Raw genomic sequence first — 14,937 nt, forward strand, 5'->3', positions numbered from 1 at the left:
ACTCTTAAACCCCTGAACAGCCTTCCGCATCGTCTGAAGCGGCCAGCCAGGGCAAACCACTGCCCACCGCCTCCGAGATGGTCCTCAAACCATGGCGGTCCATCTGCATCTGGAGCCCCTCAAGAATCTGAGGCACCAGATCAGGCCCTTTGAAAATCCAGCCCGTATAGAGCTGGACCAATGAGGCTCCAGCGGTGATCCGCTCCCAGGCGATCTCAGCCGAATCGATGCCTCCAACACCGATCAGCGTCAGGGCCGGCCCGGCACTGACCCGCAGGCGGCGGATCACTTCAAGTGCCCGTTGCCGCAGGGGCGCTCCACTGAGCCCCCCCGCTTCCTGTGCCAGGGTGCGGCCGGTCTGCAGCAGCCGACGCTGCTCCAGCCCCAGGCGATCCAGGCTTGTGTTCACCGCGATCACCCCAGCCAAGCCCTCCTCGAAGGCCAGGCGAGCGATGCCATCAATCGCCTCATCCTCCAGATCTGGAGCGATCTTCACCAGCAATGGCGGACAGGCCGGCAAGCGCCGCAGTCGCTCCACCAGCCGCCGCAACTGACTGGAGTCCTGCAGATCCCGCAGTCCAGGGGTGTTTGGGGAACTCACATTAATCACGGCGTAGTCCGCCGAGGGAGCCAGCAGCTCCAGCGAGGAGGCGTAATCCTCCGGGGCCTGTTCCAGCGCGGTGACCTTGGATTTGCCCACGTTGATTCCCAGCACCGCCGGGCGGCGGCCGGGGGGATCCAGCCGTTGCCGTTCCAGGGTTCTGCGCAACGCCTGGGCCCCGTCGTTGTTGAAGCCCATGCGATTCAGGGCCGCCTGTTCCTCGGCCAGACGAAACAAACGGGGGCGGGGATTGCCGGGCTGGCCATGCCAGGTGACGGTGCCCACCTCCGCAAAGCCGAACCCGAAGCGATCCCAGAGACCGGCCGCCACACCGTTCTTGTCGAAACCGGCCGCCAGACCCACCGGATTGGGGAAACGACAACCGAACAACACCTGCTCGAGGCGCAGATCACGCCGCTGCAGATCACCGGCAAGGCCCTCCAGCACCGTGGACACCAGGGGCCATTGACGCCTCAGCGACGCCTGTCCCAGAGCGGTCAGTGCTGTCTGCGAGAGCTGCTCTGCATCCAGTCCTTCGTCATTGGCCAACACCGGCCCCAGCCAGCGCTGGTAGAACTCGCCGCTGCTGAGAGGGGATGGCGGCATGGCGATCGCTCAGGACTGTTCTGATCCTGCCTCGCGACGCTGCAGGGTCCAGCGCCCCTCTTCAGCTGGGCGCACCTGCCAGTCCCGCCAGAACCACGGCTCCTGACGGCGCTCGAGCTGCTTCAACGGCAGTTCCACAAGCTGCGCCAGCTCCAACAGGCTGAGGCTGAAGCCCCCATCCGCCAGACGATCCGCCAGCTCCAGGCGGCTTAACAACTGCACCAGCTGTTGTGGTGCTGGATCGTCATCGGCCACCTCCGCATCACCCTCAACAGATGGCTGCCCGAGATCCATAAGGCGACCCTGGGAAAAAGCGACTGCGATCCGGTCCACCCGATCGTTGTCCGGATCACCGCTGTGGCCTTTCACATAGGCCAACGGCACATCATCCAGCCGGGCTGCGTCCAGAGATTTCCAGAGATCCTGGTTCAGCACAGGCTTGCCGGCCGCTGTCTTCCAGCCCTTGCGCTTCCAGCCCTTGATCCAGGAGCCAAGTCCATCGATCAGGTATTTGCTGTCGGTGCGCAGGGTGAGATCGGGATGCCGCGGAAGGTCCTTCAACCGCTGCAGCAGCTCCAACGCCGCCTGCAGTTCCATGCGGTTGTTGGTCGTCGCCGGGTCATGACCGCCGAATTCCTCGACACTGCCGTCTTCAAAGCGCAGCAGGCCTCCCCAGCCCCCTGGGCCCGGATTACCACTGCAGGCTCCATCGGTGGCAGCAGCCACCACCCGGCCCCGTCCTTCAGCCATTGCTCCCCCTGGGCTGGTTTCGATACAACGTGGTTTCTCGCAGGCCACTGATGCGGCGAACTTACTTCCGCAGCCTGATCCTGGCCGCAGTCCTTTGCGGCACCGCGGGGTGGTTGCCAGCGGCTCAATCCGCCCGCGGCCTGTTCGACAGCAAGGCGCTGCAGCAGAACCGCTTTGCGGTGCTGGCTCAGCCGGTGGGACAGCGCAACTGGAAGCTGTTGGTGCTGGAGCAGATCAAGCAACGACCCCGCTGCTGGACACTGCGATCGGACGGTCTGGTGGATCCGACCCTCAACACCTTCAACTTCGCCGGGATCTGCAGCCGTTACCTCGACAGCAATGGCTATTCCCTTCGCAGCGGTGGTGAGGACCTTGGCAGCCGCTTTCGGCTGAGCCTGCGGCAGAGCGGCAACAATCTGCAGTTGCAGGCCCTCAACCCACGCCAGGGAGCTCCCATCGTGGTCGGCCGAGTCACGATCCCAAAGCGGGATCGCAACGGCTTCGTTCAGATTCGGCTGGATCCAGCCTGGCGCCTGGAACGACGGGTCTACAAAGGCCGCACCCTCAGCCACGTCTATTTCGCCCATCCAGACCCGGTGAACCGGCTCCTGGCCCGGGCGGAGCAAGGAAGTGACAGCGGATTCAGCCGGCTGGGGGCCCCAACGGCACCGATGGCACCAAGACGTAACCAACGCGTGGCCAGTAATGGGCAACCCATTCAGCTGGAGGTCATTCCGTACCGCCCCTGACGTGACCAACTGTCACAGTGACAGTCGGCAGGCTGACCTGCCAGGATGTGAGATACCTTGACCTGCACTTAGGTTTTATTTGTGTGAGGAGTGCAGAGCATCTCTTCAGGGTCGAAACAAGGACAGACTCCTGAACGTGTTCCACTTAAAAAAGCCCCTGCCTTAGGCGGGGGTTTTTTATTGCCATGTCGAGGCAGCAAAAAGCTGGCCTTTGAAGACCGGCTTTGTTGGTCTTGAAAAAGTTGGTCGGGCCGGCAAAACCTGCCCGATGGGATCACTTGAGAGTGACCTTGCCACCCACTTCTTCGATCTCTTTCTTGAGAGCTTCGGCTTCGTCTTTGGAAATGCCTTCCTTGACGGGCTTGGGGGCAGCCTCCACCAGAGCCTTGGCGTCGCCAAGACCCAGGCCGGTGGCGTTGCGCACAGCCTTGAGCACCTTGATTTTGGCTGCAGCGTCGAAGCTTTCGAGGATGACGTCGAATTCGGTCTGTTCCTCGGCGGCTTCACCACCACCGGCGGCAGGAGCGCCGGGGGCAGCCATCACGACGCCGGCGGACGCGGCGGCTGACACACCGAAGGCCTCCTCGATCTGCTTGACCAGCTCGGAAGCTTCCAGCAGAGAAAGGGACTTCAGTGATTCGAGAATTTCGTCGGTTTTTGCAGACATGGTTGTGAATGAAGAAGCAACAGATCAGTGAAACCAGTGATGTCGGCAGAGAGCGCTCAGCTATCGCCGCCTTCGGCGTGCTGCTTGAGCGCCCGCGCGAGACCGGAGGGAACCTCGTTGATGCCCACAGCAACCTTCGTGGCCACGGCGTTGATCGCACCGGCGATCTGTGCCATGAGCTGCTCCTTGGAGGGGAGATCGGCGATGGCCTTGATCTCGTCCTGAGAGAGAAGCTTGCCTTCGAAAAGGCCGCCCTTGGTTTCGGACTTTTTGGTCTCCTTCTGGAAAGCCTGAACGGCTTTCACACCGGCACCGACATCGCCCTTGATTAGAACGAAGGCGTTGGTGCCTGTGAGAAGAGAGTCGAGATTCGACCAGGCGTTGTCACCATCGATGGCACGGCGCATCAAGGTGTTTTTGGTCACCTTGCACACCGCGTTGCCAGCCCGCAGACGATCCCGCAGGTCGGACATTTCCTTGATGGAGAGGCCCTTGTAATCAAGAACCAGCGCCAGTTCGGACTCGGCGAGGAGCTCCTTGAGCTCTCCGACGATCTGCTGCTTGCTCTCCAGCGTGCGGCCCATAGGGATTGGATCGGATCGAGGGGGAACAAGCTGGACACACGGCCGATCGAGTCTTCGAAGAAGACGAGGCCGCGTGTCGATCCAATCCCGAATGGGAGAAAAATCGTGTCGCGTCTGCCTCGGCAGGGATTACATCGACTGGCCCGTCAAAGACGGGCCTTGAATTCCTGCTGTCTCTGGCCGGGCGCGTGCCCGATTTGGCAATTGCCAATGTTTGAGTGTAAACGAGAGCCGGCTCAGCTCCCTTGCTCAATGTCCTGGAGGGCAGAGAAGTCCACTTCCACGGACGGACCCATGGTGGAGGTCACATACAGAGACTTCCAGTAGCGGCCCTTGGCACCGCTGGGCTTGTTGCGGTCGATGGTCTCCTGCAGGGTCTTGAGGTTCTGGAGGAGAGCCTCGGCGGTGAAGCTGGCTTTACCGAAACGCACGTGCACGATGCCGGTGCGATCTGCCCTGAATTCCAGTTTGCCGGCCTTGAATTCCTGGATGGCAGCCGCCAGATCCGTGGTCACGGTGCCGGCCTTGGGGTTCGGCATCAGACCCCGGGGTCCCAGCACGCGACCGAGCTTGGCCACCTTGGGCATCATGTCCGGTGTGGCGATCAGCAGGTCGAAATCCATCTCACCTTTGGCGATGGTCTCCACCAGGTCTTCGTCGCCGGCGAGTTCAGCCCCCGCCGCCTTGGCCTCGGCGACCTTCTCACCGCGGGTCACCACCGCGATGCGAACGGTCTGACCGGTGCCATTGGGCAGCGCCACGGTGGTGCGCAGCTGCTGGTCGGTGTATTTGGGATCGATGCCGAGGCGCACGTGGGCCTCCATCGTTTCGTCGAACTTGGCGTTGGCGTTGTCCTTGACCAGGGCAATCGCCTCGAGGGGTTCGTAGAGACGATCCTCGATCTTGCCGGCGAGGCTCGCCAGGCGTTTTGAGAGGGTTGGCATAACAGGATTGGGGTACGGACGACATCAGCGATGTCTCCCCCGGTAAGGGTTGAAGAATGAAGCGGCGACGATTCAGTCGCTGATGGAAACGCCCATGTTGCGGGCGGTTCCTTCGATGATCCGCATGGCGGACTCGACGCTGGTGCAATTGAGATCAGGAAGCTTGGTCTTGGCGATCTCCTCGAGCTGGGCCCGGTTGATCGATCCGACATTGCCCTTGGCGGACTCGCCGGAACCTTTCTCGATCTTGGCGGCCTTGGTGATCAGCACCGACGCTGGAGGCGTCTTGGTGATGAAGGTGAAGCTGCGGTCTTCGTAGACCGAGATCTCCACCGGGATCACAAAACCGGCTTTGTCCTGCGTCCGAGCGTTGTACTCCTTGCAGAACATCATGATGTTCACACCGTGCTGACCGAGGGCTGGGCCCACCGGTGGTGCAGGGTTGGCTTTGCCGGCCTGAAGGGCCAGCTTGATAACTGCGGTGACTTTCTTGGCCATTGACGAACGGCTTTTGACATCTGCGGATCACCAGGCCCGTGGGCCGAGTGGGGCAGGGTGAAAATCACCCCTGAGGCCGCCCTCCGCAGGGAAGCGGCCGCCGCTGGTCAGTTCTGCTTGGAGATCTGTGAGAACTCCAGTTCCACAGGAGTTTCACGACCAAAAATGGACAACAGGGCCTTGAGCTTGTTGCGCTCTCCCGAGACCTCGATCACCTCGCCCTGGAAATCCTTGAACGGACCAGCGGTCACAAGGATCTGATCACCCTCGGCGAGATCCACCTTGACCACGGTTTTCTTCTCGGCCGCACGCTTGAAGATCCGATCGACTTCCGCGCGGCTGAGGGGGCGCGGCTTGATATGGCCACGAGCCTTGCCCGTGGCGCGACGATCCTCCGCCCCAACGAAGTTGATCACGTTTGGCGTGCTGCGGACCGCCATCATCGTGTCCTCATCGAGAACCATCCGCACCAGCACGTAACCCGGGAAAACCTTTTCTTCAGTGGACTGGCGGGAACCGTCCTTTTTCAACTTGACCGCTGGGGTCTGCGGGATCTCGATCTCGAGGATGCGCTTGCTCACCCCCAGCGTGATCGCCCGCTGCTCCAGGGTCGCCTTCACTTTCTTCTCGCAGCTGGAGGCCACCTGAACCGCATACCAGCGCGCAATCGCGGTGTTGGCGGCCGGAGTGTCCGACAGCGTGCCCTCTTCACCCTCATTCGGGGCCGGCAGGTCGCGCACCTCGGAGGGGTCCGTTGTGGTCAGATCGTCGGGCACGGCTGAAAAGGGGTGCGGATCAGCGGAACACCTGGGATGACGCCCATCCGAAGAAGCGACTGACGGCGGCGATGCCGGCGGCCGACAGACTCACCATCAGGATCACAGCGATCGACTCGCTGAACAGCTGCTGACGGCTGGGCCAGACCACAAGCTTGAGTTCATCGACCGTGGCCGGCAGAAAACCGCGGGGTGCGGCTGGCTCTGCTGGGGTGGTGTCAGGACTCTTGGTTGAGGTGTCCTCGGAAATCGGGCTGGTCACGGAAGGGGGACCGGGAGTTGACAGGGATGCCGGCAGGCACACTGCCAAACGAACACCCTACTGGATGCCCCTACGACTCCACAGGCTCAAACGCCAATGAGCTGCCGTCGTCTGTTCCGCAACGAACCCGGATGCCCCGCGCCGAACGGAAACGATCCTCCAGCAGTTGGGTGGCCAGTGGGTTCTCCAGTTGACGCCGCAGCACCCGGCGCAACGGACGGGCGCCGTACTCCGGTTCATGGCCCTGACGGGCCAGCGAATCCGCCACTGCATCGTCCACATCCAATGACAGCCCCTGTTCCGCCATCAGGGAGGCGAGATCGGCCAGTTGCAAACGCACGATCCGCACCAGATCCTTCACCTCCAAAGGGCGGAAGCGAATCACTTCATCGATCCGATTGAGAAACTCCGGACGGAACTGACTGGCCAGGGCCGCATCCACCTGCTGCTGGAGCTGGTCGTCATCGCTGGAACCGGACCGGGCGTGCTCAAGGATCGCCGGGCTGGCCAGGTTGCTGGTCATCACCACCACGGTGTGGCGGAAATCAACGGTCCGCCCCTGGGAATCGGTGAGTCGGCCGTCGTCCAGAACCTGCAGCAGCAGATTGAACACATCCGGGTGAGCTTTCTCCACTTCATCCAGAAGCAACACGGCGTACGGGCGCCGGCGCACCGCCTCGGTGAGCTGCCCCCCCTCCTCGTATCCGACGTAGCCCGGCGGAGCACCGATCAGGCGTGCCGAAGCGTTGCGCTCCATCAACTCGCTCATGTCGAGGCGCACCAGGGCTTCCTCCTCATCAAACAGAGACGTAGCCAGTGCCTTGGCCAGCTCCGTTTTGCCAACACCCGTCGGGCCAAGAAACAGGAACGAACCCACGGGCCGACGGGGATCCTTCATCCCGGCCCGCGCCCGTCGGATCGCTGCGGAAACGGCGGCCACCGCTTCCGCCTGGCCGATCACCCGCTCCGCCAAGTGACTCTCCAAGGCCAGCAGCTTGCGACGTTCTCCCGCTAGGAGGCGCTGCACTGGAATCCCGGTCCAACGGGCCACCAAATCAGCGATGTCCCCCGCCTCCACCTGTTCCCGCAGCAGTGCCGTCCCCGATGCCTGCGCCTCGGACTGACTGTCTTCCAACGCCTCCCGGCGCTGCTGCACGGTGTGCAGCTGGTCGTACTGCAACCGAGCGGCCTCCTCCAGATCCCCCTGTCGTTCCGCCTCGGCGATGGCATGACGCAGGTCTTCGTCCTGCTGCAGCAACTGACCAAGCTCCTCCAGCTGGGTGCGCTCCTCCTGCCAACGCCGGCGCAGATCATCCAGCCGGGAGGACACTTCCAGACGTTGACGCTGCAGCTGGATCCGCTCCTCCTCCGGTGATTGTTCCGCCGCCAGCAGCGCCAGTTCCACCCGGCGCAGGTCCGCCTCAGCCTCCTCCACCACCTGTGGCTTGGAGGTGACTTCGATCTTCAGCTGAGCCGCGGCCTCGTCAATCAGATCGATCGCCTTGTCCGGCAGGCAACGGTCGCTGATGTAGCGATCCGCCAATCGATTGGCGGTCTGAATCGCCTCGTCGGTGATGGTGACGCCATGGTGAAGCTCGTAGCGCTCCCGCAGGCCCCGCAGGATCTCCAGGCTGAGTTCCAGATCCGGTTCGCGGATCAGCACCTGCTGAAAACGACGGTTGAGGGCAGGGTCCTTTTCGACAGTGCGTCGGTACTCCTCCGGCGTGGTCGCGCCGATACAGCGCAGGTCCCCCCGCGCCAGGGCGGGCTTGAGCAGGCTGCCCGCATCGGTGCTGCTGCGGTCGCTTCCAACGATGGTGTGGAGCTCGTCGATGAAGAGCACCACCCCGGAATCGGAGCGACTCACCTCCTCGAGGACAGAGCGCAGGCGTTCCTCGAACTGACCGCGGAATTTGGCCCCGGCGATCAGGGCACCCAGATCAAGGGCAATCAGTCGAAGCCCCTGCAACGAGTCCGGCACCTCACCGGCCACGATCCGCTGGGCCAGGAGCTCGGCGATGGCCGTCTTGCCGACGCCGGGTTCCCCGATCAGCACCGGATTGTTCTTGCTGCGGCGGGACAGCACCTTGATCAGGTTGCGAATCTCGCTGTCGCGACCGATCACCGGATCGAGGGAACCAGCCTCTGCCTCCTCAGTGAGATCACGGCCAAAAGCTTCAAGGGCCGAGGGCTCCTGCTCCAGTTCAACCGGGGGCTGGGCAGGGGTGGGGACAGACGGCTGAACCGATGGCGTCGGCTCTGGAGCCATCACACGGGGGGGCGGTGCCGGTTGAGGCGTCGGAGCTGGGGTCGGAACAACCGACGGCTGCTGCAGCAGGCTCTCCAGCCGATCAGCCGCAAGGCCCTGGGCCGCAAACAACTCGGCCCCGATGCGGGGGTCGGCACCAACCGCAACGACCAGCTGAGGCACATCGATCAAACGATCCCCCCAGCGGCCTCGGATCTGCTCAGCGGTCTCCAGCAGCTGCTCCAGGTCTTCACCGATGAACAACTGATCACCCCGCGCCGGAGGCTGAGCCGCCAGCACATCCTCCAGACGATCCAGGAGATCATCCGAGCGCAGCGGCAGCGGATCCACCCAGCGCCTGAAGGCCGAATCACTGAACAGCACCTGGATCAGATGCTCAACATCCAGCTGGTCATGGCGCCAGCGACGGGCCATGTCCTGACCAGCCAGCAGAAGCTCCCAGGCGGGATCGGAAAAACGGTCAGGCTCGTGGGTGAGGCTGCCGCGGGAGGCGGGGGTGCCGGTCATGCAGCGGCGAGGGTGGAGATCTCGATCAACTCCACCTTGTAGCCGTCAGGGTCCTCCACGAACGCAATCACCGTGGAACCGTGCTTCATCGGCCCCGGCTCACGCACCACCCGGCCACCCTTGCCACTGATGGCGGCGCAAGCGCTGCGGATATCATGCACTCCAAGGGCGATATGGCCATAGGCATTGCCGAGGTCATAGGAACTGGTGTCCCAGTTGTGGGTGAGCTCCAGCACCGTCTGCTCCGACTCCGGCCCGTAACCAACGAAGGCCAGGGTGAAACGACCGGTGGGGTAGTCCTTGCGCCGCAGCAGCTGCATGCCGAGCACCTCGGTGTAGAAGGCGATGGATTGGTCCAGATCCCCGACCCGGAGCATGGTGTGAAGCATCCGCATGGGGCGCGGTTTCCTGACGTGAACGTTCAAGCATTCTGGCCGGGTGCCAACGGTCACAATGCGAGAGCAGGGGGCGACCCATAAGATCGCCAGGTTTATGCCCCGCCCAACGTGATCGATTCGCTCGACCTCGTCATCGACACCATCGTGGCCCGAGAGGTGCTCGATTCCCGCGGCAATCCAACCGTTGAAGCAGAAGTGCTGCTCGAAGGTGGTGCCATGGGCCGGGCGATCGTGCCCAGTGGCGCCAGCACCGGTGCCCACGAGGCCCATGAATTGCGTGACGGCGGCGACCGTTACATGGGCAAAGGCGTCAGCCAGGCCGTGACCCACATCGAAGAGCGCATCGCGCCGACCCTGTGCGGACTTTCCGCCCTGGATCAGGCCGCCGTGGATGCTGCGATGCTCGAGCTGGACGGCAGCGACAACAAATCCAGCCTGGGGGCCAATGCGATTCTCGCGGTGAGCATGGCCACCGCCCGCGCCGCCGCCAACGGACTGGGTCTGCCCCTGTACCGCTACCTGGGTGGACCGATGGCCAACCTGCTGCCGGTGCCGTTGATGAACGTGATCAACGGAGGCGCCCATGCCGCCAACAGCCTGGATTTCCAGGAATTCATGCTGGTGCCCCACGGCGCTCCCAGCTTCCGTGAGGCCCTGCGCATGGGTACTGAGGTCTTCCACACGCTGAAAGGTCTGCTCAAGGCCAAGGGCATGAGCACCTCTGTGGGGGATGAGGGTGGTTTCGCCCCCGACCTCGGCAATGTGGAAGCCGGAGAGATCCTGGTGGAGGCAATCAGCAAGGCCGGCTACAAGCCTGGCGAGCAGATCTCCCTGGCCCTGGACGTGGCCAGCACCGAATTCTTCGAAAACGGCCGCTACGCCTTCGATGGTGGCAGCTACGACAGTGCCGAAATGGTTGGCCAGCTGGAGCAGCTGGTGGACAAATTCCCGATCGTGTCGATCGAGGACGGCCTGGCGGAAGACGACTGGGAGGGCTGGAAGCTGCTCACCGAACGCCTCGGCGGCAGGGTGCAGCTGGTGGGCGATGACCTGTTCGTGACCAACACCAAACGCCTGCAACAGGGCATCGACAGCGCCACGGCCAACTCGATTCTGATCAAGGTGAACCAGATCGGTTCCCTCACCGAAACCCTCCAGGCCATCGATCTGGCAGGGCGCTCCGGTTACACCAGCGTGATCAGCCACCGCAGCGGCGAAACCGAAGACACCACCATCGCTGATCTATCCGTCGCCACCCGCGCCGGGCAGATCAAAACCGGTTCCCTCAGCCGCAGCGAACGCGTGGCCAAGTACAACCAGTTGCTTCGCATCGAAGACGAACTGGGAAGCCAGGCCATCTATGCCGGAGCTGTGGGCCAGGGACCCCGCGGCAACGGCTGATCGGCAAGCGTTGCCCTCAGCGATTGGAGCCAGGCAACTGCTCCAGTCGCTGGTCCCGGCGAATGCGCACTTGCATGCGGAACCAACCCATGCCCACGGGTATTGCGGCAGCAGCAGGAAGCACGGCCCAGAGCGGTCGAACACTGGCGCCGACGATGGCAGTGGACAGGGCCAGGCAGCCCAGCAGCACCGACTGACCGATGGACTGCTGCGCCAGCGTCATGCGTCGGAACTGGCGATCGGACTCTCCCAGACGCACTTGCAGCTGCAGATCACCCTGCTCCAGCCGTTCCAGACTCTCGTCCAGACGACGGGGGAGGGCCGCAGCGCGGCTGCTCAACGCTCCCACCTGACGTCCAAGTTCATTGAACAGGTCGCTGGAGCCGGATCCGCTCGACGTCATCAGAGGAAGGAGGTAAGGCTTAGCTATCGCTACGAGGCTAAAAGCCGGATCGAGGCTGCGGCCGACGCCCTCAAAGGTCGAGAGTGCCCGCATGACGAAGATCAGCTCCACCGGCAGGCGAAACGGCTGGCCATACACCAGGTCGTAGAGGTCACCGGAGAGCTTGTCGATCACATTGCTGCTGAAGGGAGGGGTGAGGGCCTCCTTGAGCATCAAACGCACCAACCGGCGGACCGGGCCGACATCAATGCCCCTGGAGATGACCCCCGCCGCCTGCATCTCCTGCACCAGCGCGGCCGAATCTCTCGCTGCAGCCGCCCGCACCATGGAGCCCAGCCGACGGCGCAGGCCATCGGAGAGCAGCCCCATCATCCCGAAGTCGTAGTAGATGAGAGCGCCATCACTGGCCACCGCCAGATTGCCGGGATGGGGGTCAGCGTGGAAGAAGCCAAAGCGCACCAACTGCTTGAGGTAGCTGGCTGCTCCGATTTCCGCCACAGCAGAGGGATCGATGCCGGCGTCCAGCAGCGCCTCCCGGTCGTTGACCTTGATTCCCGGCAAATAATCAAGGCAAAGCACCCGACGGGTGCTTTGCTCCCAAACCACCGCAGGAATGCGGATGCGCTCGTCGTCGAGGAACTGCTGACGGAAGCGGGCTGCGTACTGCGCCTCAACCCTGAAATCCAGTTCCCGCAACAACACCCGCCGACACTCCCGTGCCATCGCCGGCCAGTCGCGCCCGCGCCCCCAACTTGGGTGACGCTGAAGCACTGCCGCCACCTGCTGCATCACCTCCAGATCCAGCCGGAACAACGTGTCGAGCCCGGGCCGTTGGATCTTCAGCACCACCTGCCGGCCACTGCGCAGGCTGGCCCGGTGCACCTGGGCCAAAGAGGCGGCACCCAAAGGCACCGGATCGAGGTCAATCACTTCGGCGCAACGGGGCCCCAGCTCCTCTTCCAGGACGGTTTGCACCTGCTCAAAGGGAAACGCGGGAACGCTGTCCTGCAGGGACGCCAACTCCGCCACCCAGCCGGCCGGGAGGATGTCCGGGCGTGCAGAGAGCAACTGCCCCAGCTTGATGAAGGCCGAGCCCAGCCGCAGCAGCTCAGCGGTCAGCCAGCGCGCCCGCGCCTGCTGCCTCGCGGCGCGACTGTTCGCGGTCTGCCCACCTCGGTAGGTCCAGGCCTGGCTGTCCCACCACAGGAACAGCAGCAAGGTGAGGACGGCGCGCCAGATCCGCAGCCCCCGCAGCATCCGACCCATCAGGAGCGGGCCTCAAGGGCACGGTTGATCTCGGCGATGGAGGCGCGCAGGCGATCCACCATCTCCTGAGGAGAGCTCGGGTTTGAATCGGTGCTGATGACGGCGGACTCAACGCAGGAATCGGATGCTGGAGGTGGAGGAGCGTCGCCATGTTCCAGTCGCTCGGCTTCCGCCCGAACCTCGTCCTGGAACAGCTCCCATTCCTGGCGCAGGCGCTCCGGAGCATCCTGAGCGAGCACGGCAATCTCAGCCGCTGCGTCCGCCAGACCATGACCCAGGCGGGCACTGATCCGGTTGACGGTGGCACGGATGAACGCGTCCGAAGACCCCATGAGCGCCTCGAGAAGGAGGAAACTCTGGCAGATCCGTTGGTTCAACCGAGCTACGGATTGGGGGCTGCTACCGGTTCCAGGGGAACAAAGAATTCGTCCTGATCAACGCTCACCTCAGAGTCCGTCGCCTCCAGCACTGGATCAATGGGATTGAAAGGGTCAACCGAAGGATCCACCAATGGATCGATCAAGGCAGCCGGTTCAGGCTGAGGCTCCTCTGGCCACAGCTGTTCGGGTTGCGTCCAAGCCGGTGCAGTCCAGGTGGGCTCAGGTAAGGGCGCCTGCAAGGCCAGTTCCTCCTTGCGGGCTAATTCCGCCTGAAGGCGGGCTTGCTCTTCAGCCTTGGCTTTGGCCTGACGCTCTGCCTCTTCCTTGGCTTCGATGGCGGCAACATCCACCATCAGAGGGACCTTGCTGCCATTCGCTTGGCGCAGCGACGCCAGCGATTCACCTGGAAACGCGAGACCGGCAAAGGGCTCCGGCTGGCGTGGGGGGTCAGGGTTGGTTTGCAGGGTCACTACCCGATGGGTAATGCCATAGCCCAAGGAAAAACAACAACCGGTCACCAAGGGGCCGACCCAAAAGCGTGGTCGGCGCCTCTGCGCTGCCTCGACCTTGGTTTCGCTGGGCTCGGTGGGTTGGTTCATGGCTCGATTTTTGCAGCCATTCGCAACCAGGCCAAGGTCAAGTGGTGTAGTCGGCGTTGATACGCACGTATTGATCAGACAGGTCACAGCCCCAGGCACACCCCTGGCCGGGGCCAGCGCCCAGGTGGATCCGGATCACCACCGTTTCTTGCCGCAACACGGCACTGGCGGCCTCCCGATCGAAGGAGAGGGGCTGACCGGATTGCATCAATTGATGCGGGCCGATCCAGAGAGCGACGGCGTCCGGATCAAAGGCGACACCCGACCGGCCAGCGGCCGCAACGATCCGGCCCCAATTGGGATCCCGCCCATGGACAGCCGTTTTCACCAAGGAGGAGCCGGCGATGGTGCGGGCCACGCGCCGCGCTGCTGGTGCATCCGGAGCGCCCTCCACTTGCACCTCTATCAGACAGGTGGCCCCCTCGCCATCCCGGGCAATGGCCTTGGCCAAGTGCTGCATCGCTTCGATCAGCCCCTGCTCCAGAGCCGCATGGTGGGCCGAATCCAGCGGTGCACCAGCCGCAAAAGCCAGCACAGTGTCGTTGGTGCTGGTGTCGCCATCAACGGTGATGGCGTTGAAGGAGCGCTGCACCGCCCGGCTCACCATGGCGTTCCACAGCGACGGTTCAACACCGGCATCGCAGCTGAAGAAACCCAGCATGGTCGCCATGTCCGGATGGATCATTCCCGACCCCTTGGCCATCCCGCCAATACGCACCTTCCGCTCGCCAAGGTTGGCTTCCAACGCCACCTGTTTGTCCACCAGATCGGTGGTGAGGATGGCGTTGGCAGCCGCCGCGCCAGCTTGCGCTGACATCGTCTCCACCAAGGGATCGAGCCCCGCCAGCAGTGTCGGCATCGGGATCGGCACGCCGATCACACCGGTCGAGCAGATCAACACCCCCTCGGCATCAAGCCCCAGGAGATCGGCGAGGGCCTGGGTGGCGCGCTGACTGTCGATCAGACCGCGGTCACCAGTGCAGGCATTGGCCTGCCCGGAATTGATCAGAACCGCTCTTGCCACTCCCCCCTTGGCGGCCAGACGTTCAGCGCAGAGATCCACACAGGCCGCCCGCACGACGGAGGTGGTGAAGCTGCCGGCACAGACCGCTGGTTCGGGCGCCACCAGCAGGGCGAGGTCCGGCTTGCCGGAGGGCTTCAAACCCACCGCGACACCCGATGCCTGAAAGCCCTGGGGAGCGGTGACACCTCCGGTGACCATCTGCCAGGGGGAATGCATGGCACAGCCGAGGGAAACTTGAACCATCCTCCTTCGG

The 14,937-nt window shown here is 63.4% G+C and carries 17 protein-coding genes; 3 read left to right on the forward strand and 14 right to left on the reverse strand.

Features of this window, described 5'->3' with window-relative positions; all coding sequences use genetic code 11:
* Positions 1 to 4 precede the first annotated feature (4 nt).
* Positions 5 to 1,207 (reverse strand): quinone-dependent dihydroorotate dehydrogenase, encoded by a 1,203-nt coding sequence (locus tag SynA1528_RS12125; protein WP_186586958.1) that lies wholly within the window; start codon positions 1,205 to 1,207, stop codon positions 5 to 7.
* 9 nt (positions 1,208 to 1,216) lie between these two features.
* A complete protein-coding gene (locus SynA1528_RS12130) occupies positions 1,217 to 1,957 on the reverse strand; it encodes a ribonuclease H family protein (protein WP_186586959.1) in 741 nt (246 codons plus the stop codon).
* 50 nt (positions 1,958 to 2,007) lie between these two features.
* Here SynA1528_RS12130 and SynA1528_RS12135 point away from each other — a divergent pair, with 50 nt between their 5' ends.
* Positions 2,008 to 2,706, forward strand: coding sequence for a DUF3747 domain-containing protein (locus SynA1528_RS12135; protein ID WP_186586960.1), 699 nt, complete (start codon positions 2,008 to 2,010; stop codon positions 2,704 to 2,706).
* Positions 2,707 to 2,980: 274 nt separating this feature from the next.
* Here the strand turns inward: SynA1528_RS12135 and rplL are convergent, their stop codons facing one another.
* The gene (rplL, locus tag SynA1528_RS12140; RefSeq protein WP_186586961.1) at positions 2,981 to 3,373 is read right to left on the reverse strand and encodes a 50S ribosomal protein L7/L12; all 393 of its coding nucleotides are present in this window, start codon (positions 3,371 to 3,373) and stop codon (positions 2,981 to 2,983) included.
* 56 nt (positions 3,374 to 3,429) lie between these two features.
* Positions 3,430 to 3,957 carry a 50S ribosomal protein L10 gene (rplJ, locus tag SynA1528_RS12145; protein ID WP_186586962.1) on the reverse strand — a complete coding sequence of 176 codons (528 nt, stop codon included), beginning with the start codon at positions 3,955 to 3,957 and terminating at the stop codon, positions 3,430 to 3,432.
* A gap of 5 nt (positions 3,958 to 3,962) precedes the next feature.
* On the opposite strand from rplJ, the gene SynA1528_RS12150 reads away from it, so the two are divergent.
* The gene (locus SynA1528_RS12150) at positions 3,963 to 4,175 is read left to right on the forward strand and encodes a hypothetical protein (RefSeq protein WP_186586963.1); all 213 of its coding nucleotides are present in this window, start codon (positions 3,963 to 3,965) and stop codon (positions 4,173 to 4,175) included.
* Positions 4,176 to 4,193: 18 nt separating this feature from the next.
* On the opposite strand, the gene rplA is transcribed toward SynA1528_RS12150, so the two are convergent.
* From rplA to gloA, 6 genes are all read right to left on the reverse strand, one after another.
* Positions 4,194 to 4,901 carry a 50S ribosomal protein L1 gene (gene rplA / locus SynA1528_RS12155; RefSeq protein ID WP_186586964.1) on the reverse strand — a complete coding sequence of 236 codons (708 nt, stop codon included), beginning with the start codon at positions 4,899 to 4,901 and terminating at the stop codon, positions 4,194 to 4,196.
* 72 nt (positions 4,902 to 4,973) lie between these two features.
* Positions 4,974 to 5,399 (reverse strand): 50S ribosomal protein L11, encoded by a 426-nt coding sequence (gene rplK, locus SynA1528_RS12160; protein WP_011129196.1) that lies wholly within the window; start codon positions 5,397 to 5,399, stop codon positions 4,974 to 4,976.
* 107 nt (positions 5,400 to 5,506) lie between these two features.
* Positions 5,507 to 6,175: a transcription termination/antitermination protein NusG gene (gene nusG, locus SynA1528_RS12165; protein WP_186586965.1), complete on the reverse strand. Its 669-nt coding sequence runs from the start codon at positions 6,173 to 6,175 to the stop codon at positions 5,507 to 5,509.
* Between the two features lie 19 nt (positions 6,176 to 6,194).
* Positions 6,195 to 6,437: a preprotein translocase subunit SecE gene (secE, locus tag SynA1528_RS12170; RefSeq protein ID WP_186586966.1), complete on the reverse strand. Its 243-nt coding sequence runs from the start codon at positions 6,435 to 6,437 to the stop codon at positions 6,195 to 6,197.
* A 70-nt stretch (positions 6,438 to 6,507) separates the two neighbouring features.
* Positions 6,508 to 9,213 (reverse strand): ATP-dependent Clp protease ATP-binding subunit, encoded by a 2,706-nt coding sequence (locus tag SynA1528_RS12175; protein ID WP_186586967.1) that lies wholly within the window; start codon positions 9,211 to 9,213, stop codon positions 6,508 to 6,510.
* On the reverse strand, positions 9,210 to 9,608 hold the full coding sequence (gene gloA / locus SynA1528_RS12180; RefSeq protein ID WP_186586968.1) for a lactoylglutathione lyase: 399 nt from the start codon (positions 9,606 to 9,608) through the stop codon (positions 9,210 to 9,212). The genes SynA1528_RS12175 and gloA overlap by 4 nt, the downstream gene beginning before the upstream one ends.
* Before the next feature lie 111 nt (positions 9,609 to 9,719).
* Here gloA and eno point away from each other — a divergent pair, with 111 nt between their 5' ends.
* Positions 9,720 to 11,012 carry a phosphopyruvate hydratase gene (eno, locus tag SynA1528_RS12185; RefSeq protein ID WP_186586969.1) on the forward strand — a complete coding sequence of 431 codons (1,293 nt, stop codon included), beginning with the start codon at positions 9,720 to 9,722 and terminating at the stop codon, positions 11,010 to 11,012.
* A 16-nt stretch (positions 11,013 to 11,028) separates the two neighbouring features.
* Here the strand turns inward: eno and SynA1528_RS12190 are convergent, their stop codons facing one another.
* From SynA1528_RS12190 to argJ, 4 genes are read right to left on the reverse strand one after another with little or no spacing between them, the layout of a single operon-like run.
* Positions 11,029 to 12,681, reverse strand: a complete 1,653-nt coding sequence (locus SynA1528_RS12190) for an ABC1 kinase family protein (protein WP_186586970.1) — start codon at positions 12,679 to 12,681, stop codon at positions 11,029 to 11,031.
* The gene (locus SynA1528_RS12195; RefSeq protein WP_186586971.1) at positions 12,681 to 13,013 is read right to left on the reverse strand and encodes a hypothetical protein; all 333 of its coding nucleotides are present in this window, start codon (positions 13,011 to 13,013) and stop codon (positions 12,681 to 12,683) included. Before SynA1528_RS12195 ends, SynA1528_RS12190 begins: the two co-directional genes overlap by 1 nt.
* A 50-nt stretch (positions 13,014 to 13,063) precedes the next feature.
* On the reverse strand, positions 13,064 to 13,660 hold the full coding sequence (locus tag SynA1528_RS12200) for a hypothetical protein (protein ID WP_186586972.1): 597 nt from the start codon (positions 13,658 to 13,660) through the stop codon (positions 13,064 to 13,066).
* Between the two features lie 37 nt (positions 13,661 to 13,697).
* Entirely contained in the window at positions 13,698 to 14,927 is a 1,230-nt protein-coding gene (gene argJ, locus SynA1528_RS12205; protein ID WP_286187833.1) for a bifunctional glutamate N-acetyltransferase/amino-acid acetyltransferase ArgJ, read from the reverse strand.
* Positions 14,928 to 14,937: the final 10 nt, after the last annotated feature.

The organism is Synechococcus sp. A15-28 (assembly GCF_014280175.1).
Classification (GTDB): Bacteria; Cyanobacteriota; Cyanobacteriia; order PCC-6307; family Cyanobiaceae; genus Parasynechococcus.

Bases quoted from the DNA above. Each gene is read 5' to 3' on its own strand.
- rplA (WP_186586964.1), bottom strand. From the start codon at position 4,901: ATGCCAACCCTCTCAAAACGCCTGGCGAGCCTCGCCGGCAAGATCGAG.
- argJ (WP_286187833.1), bottom strand. From the start codon at position 14,927: ATGGTTCAAGTTTCCCTCGGCTGTGCCATGCATTCCCCCTGGCAGATG.
- SynA1528_RS12135 (WP_186586960.1), top strand. From the start codon at position 2,008: ATGCGGCGAACTTACTTCCGCAGCCTGATCCTGGCCGCAGTCCTTTGC.
- SynA1528_RS12130 (WP_186586959.1), bottom strand. From the start codon at position 1,957: ATGGCTGAAGGACGGGGCCGGGTGGTGGCTGCTGCCACCGATGGAGCC.
- SynA1528_RS12190 (WP_186586970.1), bottom strand. From the start codon at position 12,681: ATGGGTCGGATGCTGCGGGGGCTGCGGATCTGGCGCGCCGTCCTCACC.
- rplK (WP_011129196.1), bottom strand. From the start codon at position 5,399: ATGGCCAAGAAAGTCACCGCAGTTATCAAGCTGGCCCTTCAGGCCGGC.
- rplJ (WP_186586962.1), bottom strand. From the start codon at position 3,957: ATGGGCCGCACGCTGGAGAGCAAGCAGCAGATCGTCGGAGAGCTCAAG.
- SynA1528_RS12125 (WP_186586958.1), bottom strand. From the start codon at position 1,207: ATGCCGCCATCCCCTCTCAGCAGCGGCGAGTTCTACCAGCGCTGGCTG.
- gloA (WP_186586968.1), bottom strand. From the start codon at position 9,608: ATGCGGATGCTTCACACCATGCTCCGGGTCGGGGATCTGGACCAATCC.
- SynA1528_RS12175 (WP_186586967.1), bottom strand. From the start codon at position 9,213: ATGACCGGCACCCCCGCCTCCCGCGGCAGCCTCACCCACGAGCCTGAC.
- SynA1528_RS12200 (WP_186586972.1), bottom strand. From the start codon at position 13,660: ATGAACCAACCCACCGAGCCCAGCGAAACCAAGGTCGAGGCAGCGCAG.
- SynA1528_RS12195 (WP_186586971.1), bottom strand. From the start codon at position 13,013: ATGGGGTCTTCGGACGCGTTCATCCGTGCCACCGTCAACCGGATCAGT.
- rplL (WP_186586961.1), bottom strand. From the start codon at position 3,373: ATGTCTGCAAAAACCGACGAAATTCTCGAATCACTGAAGTCCCTTTCT.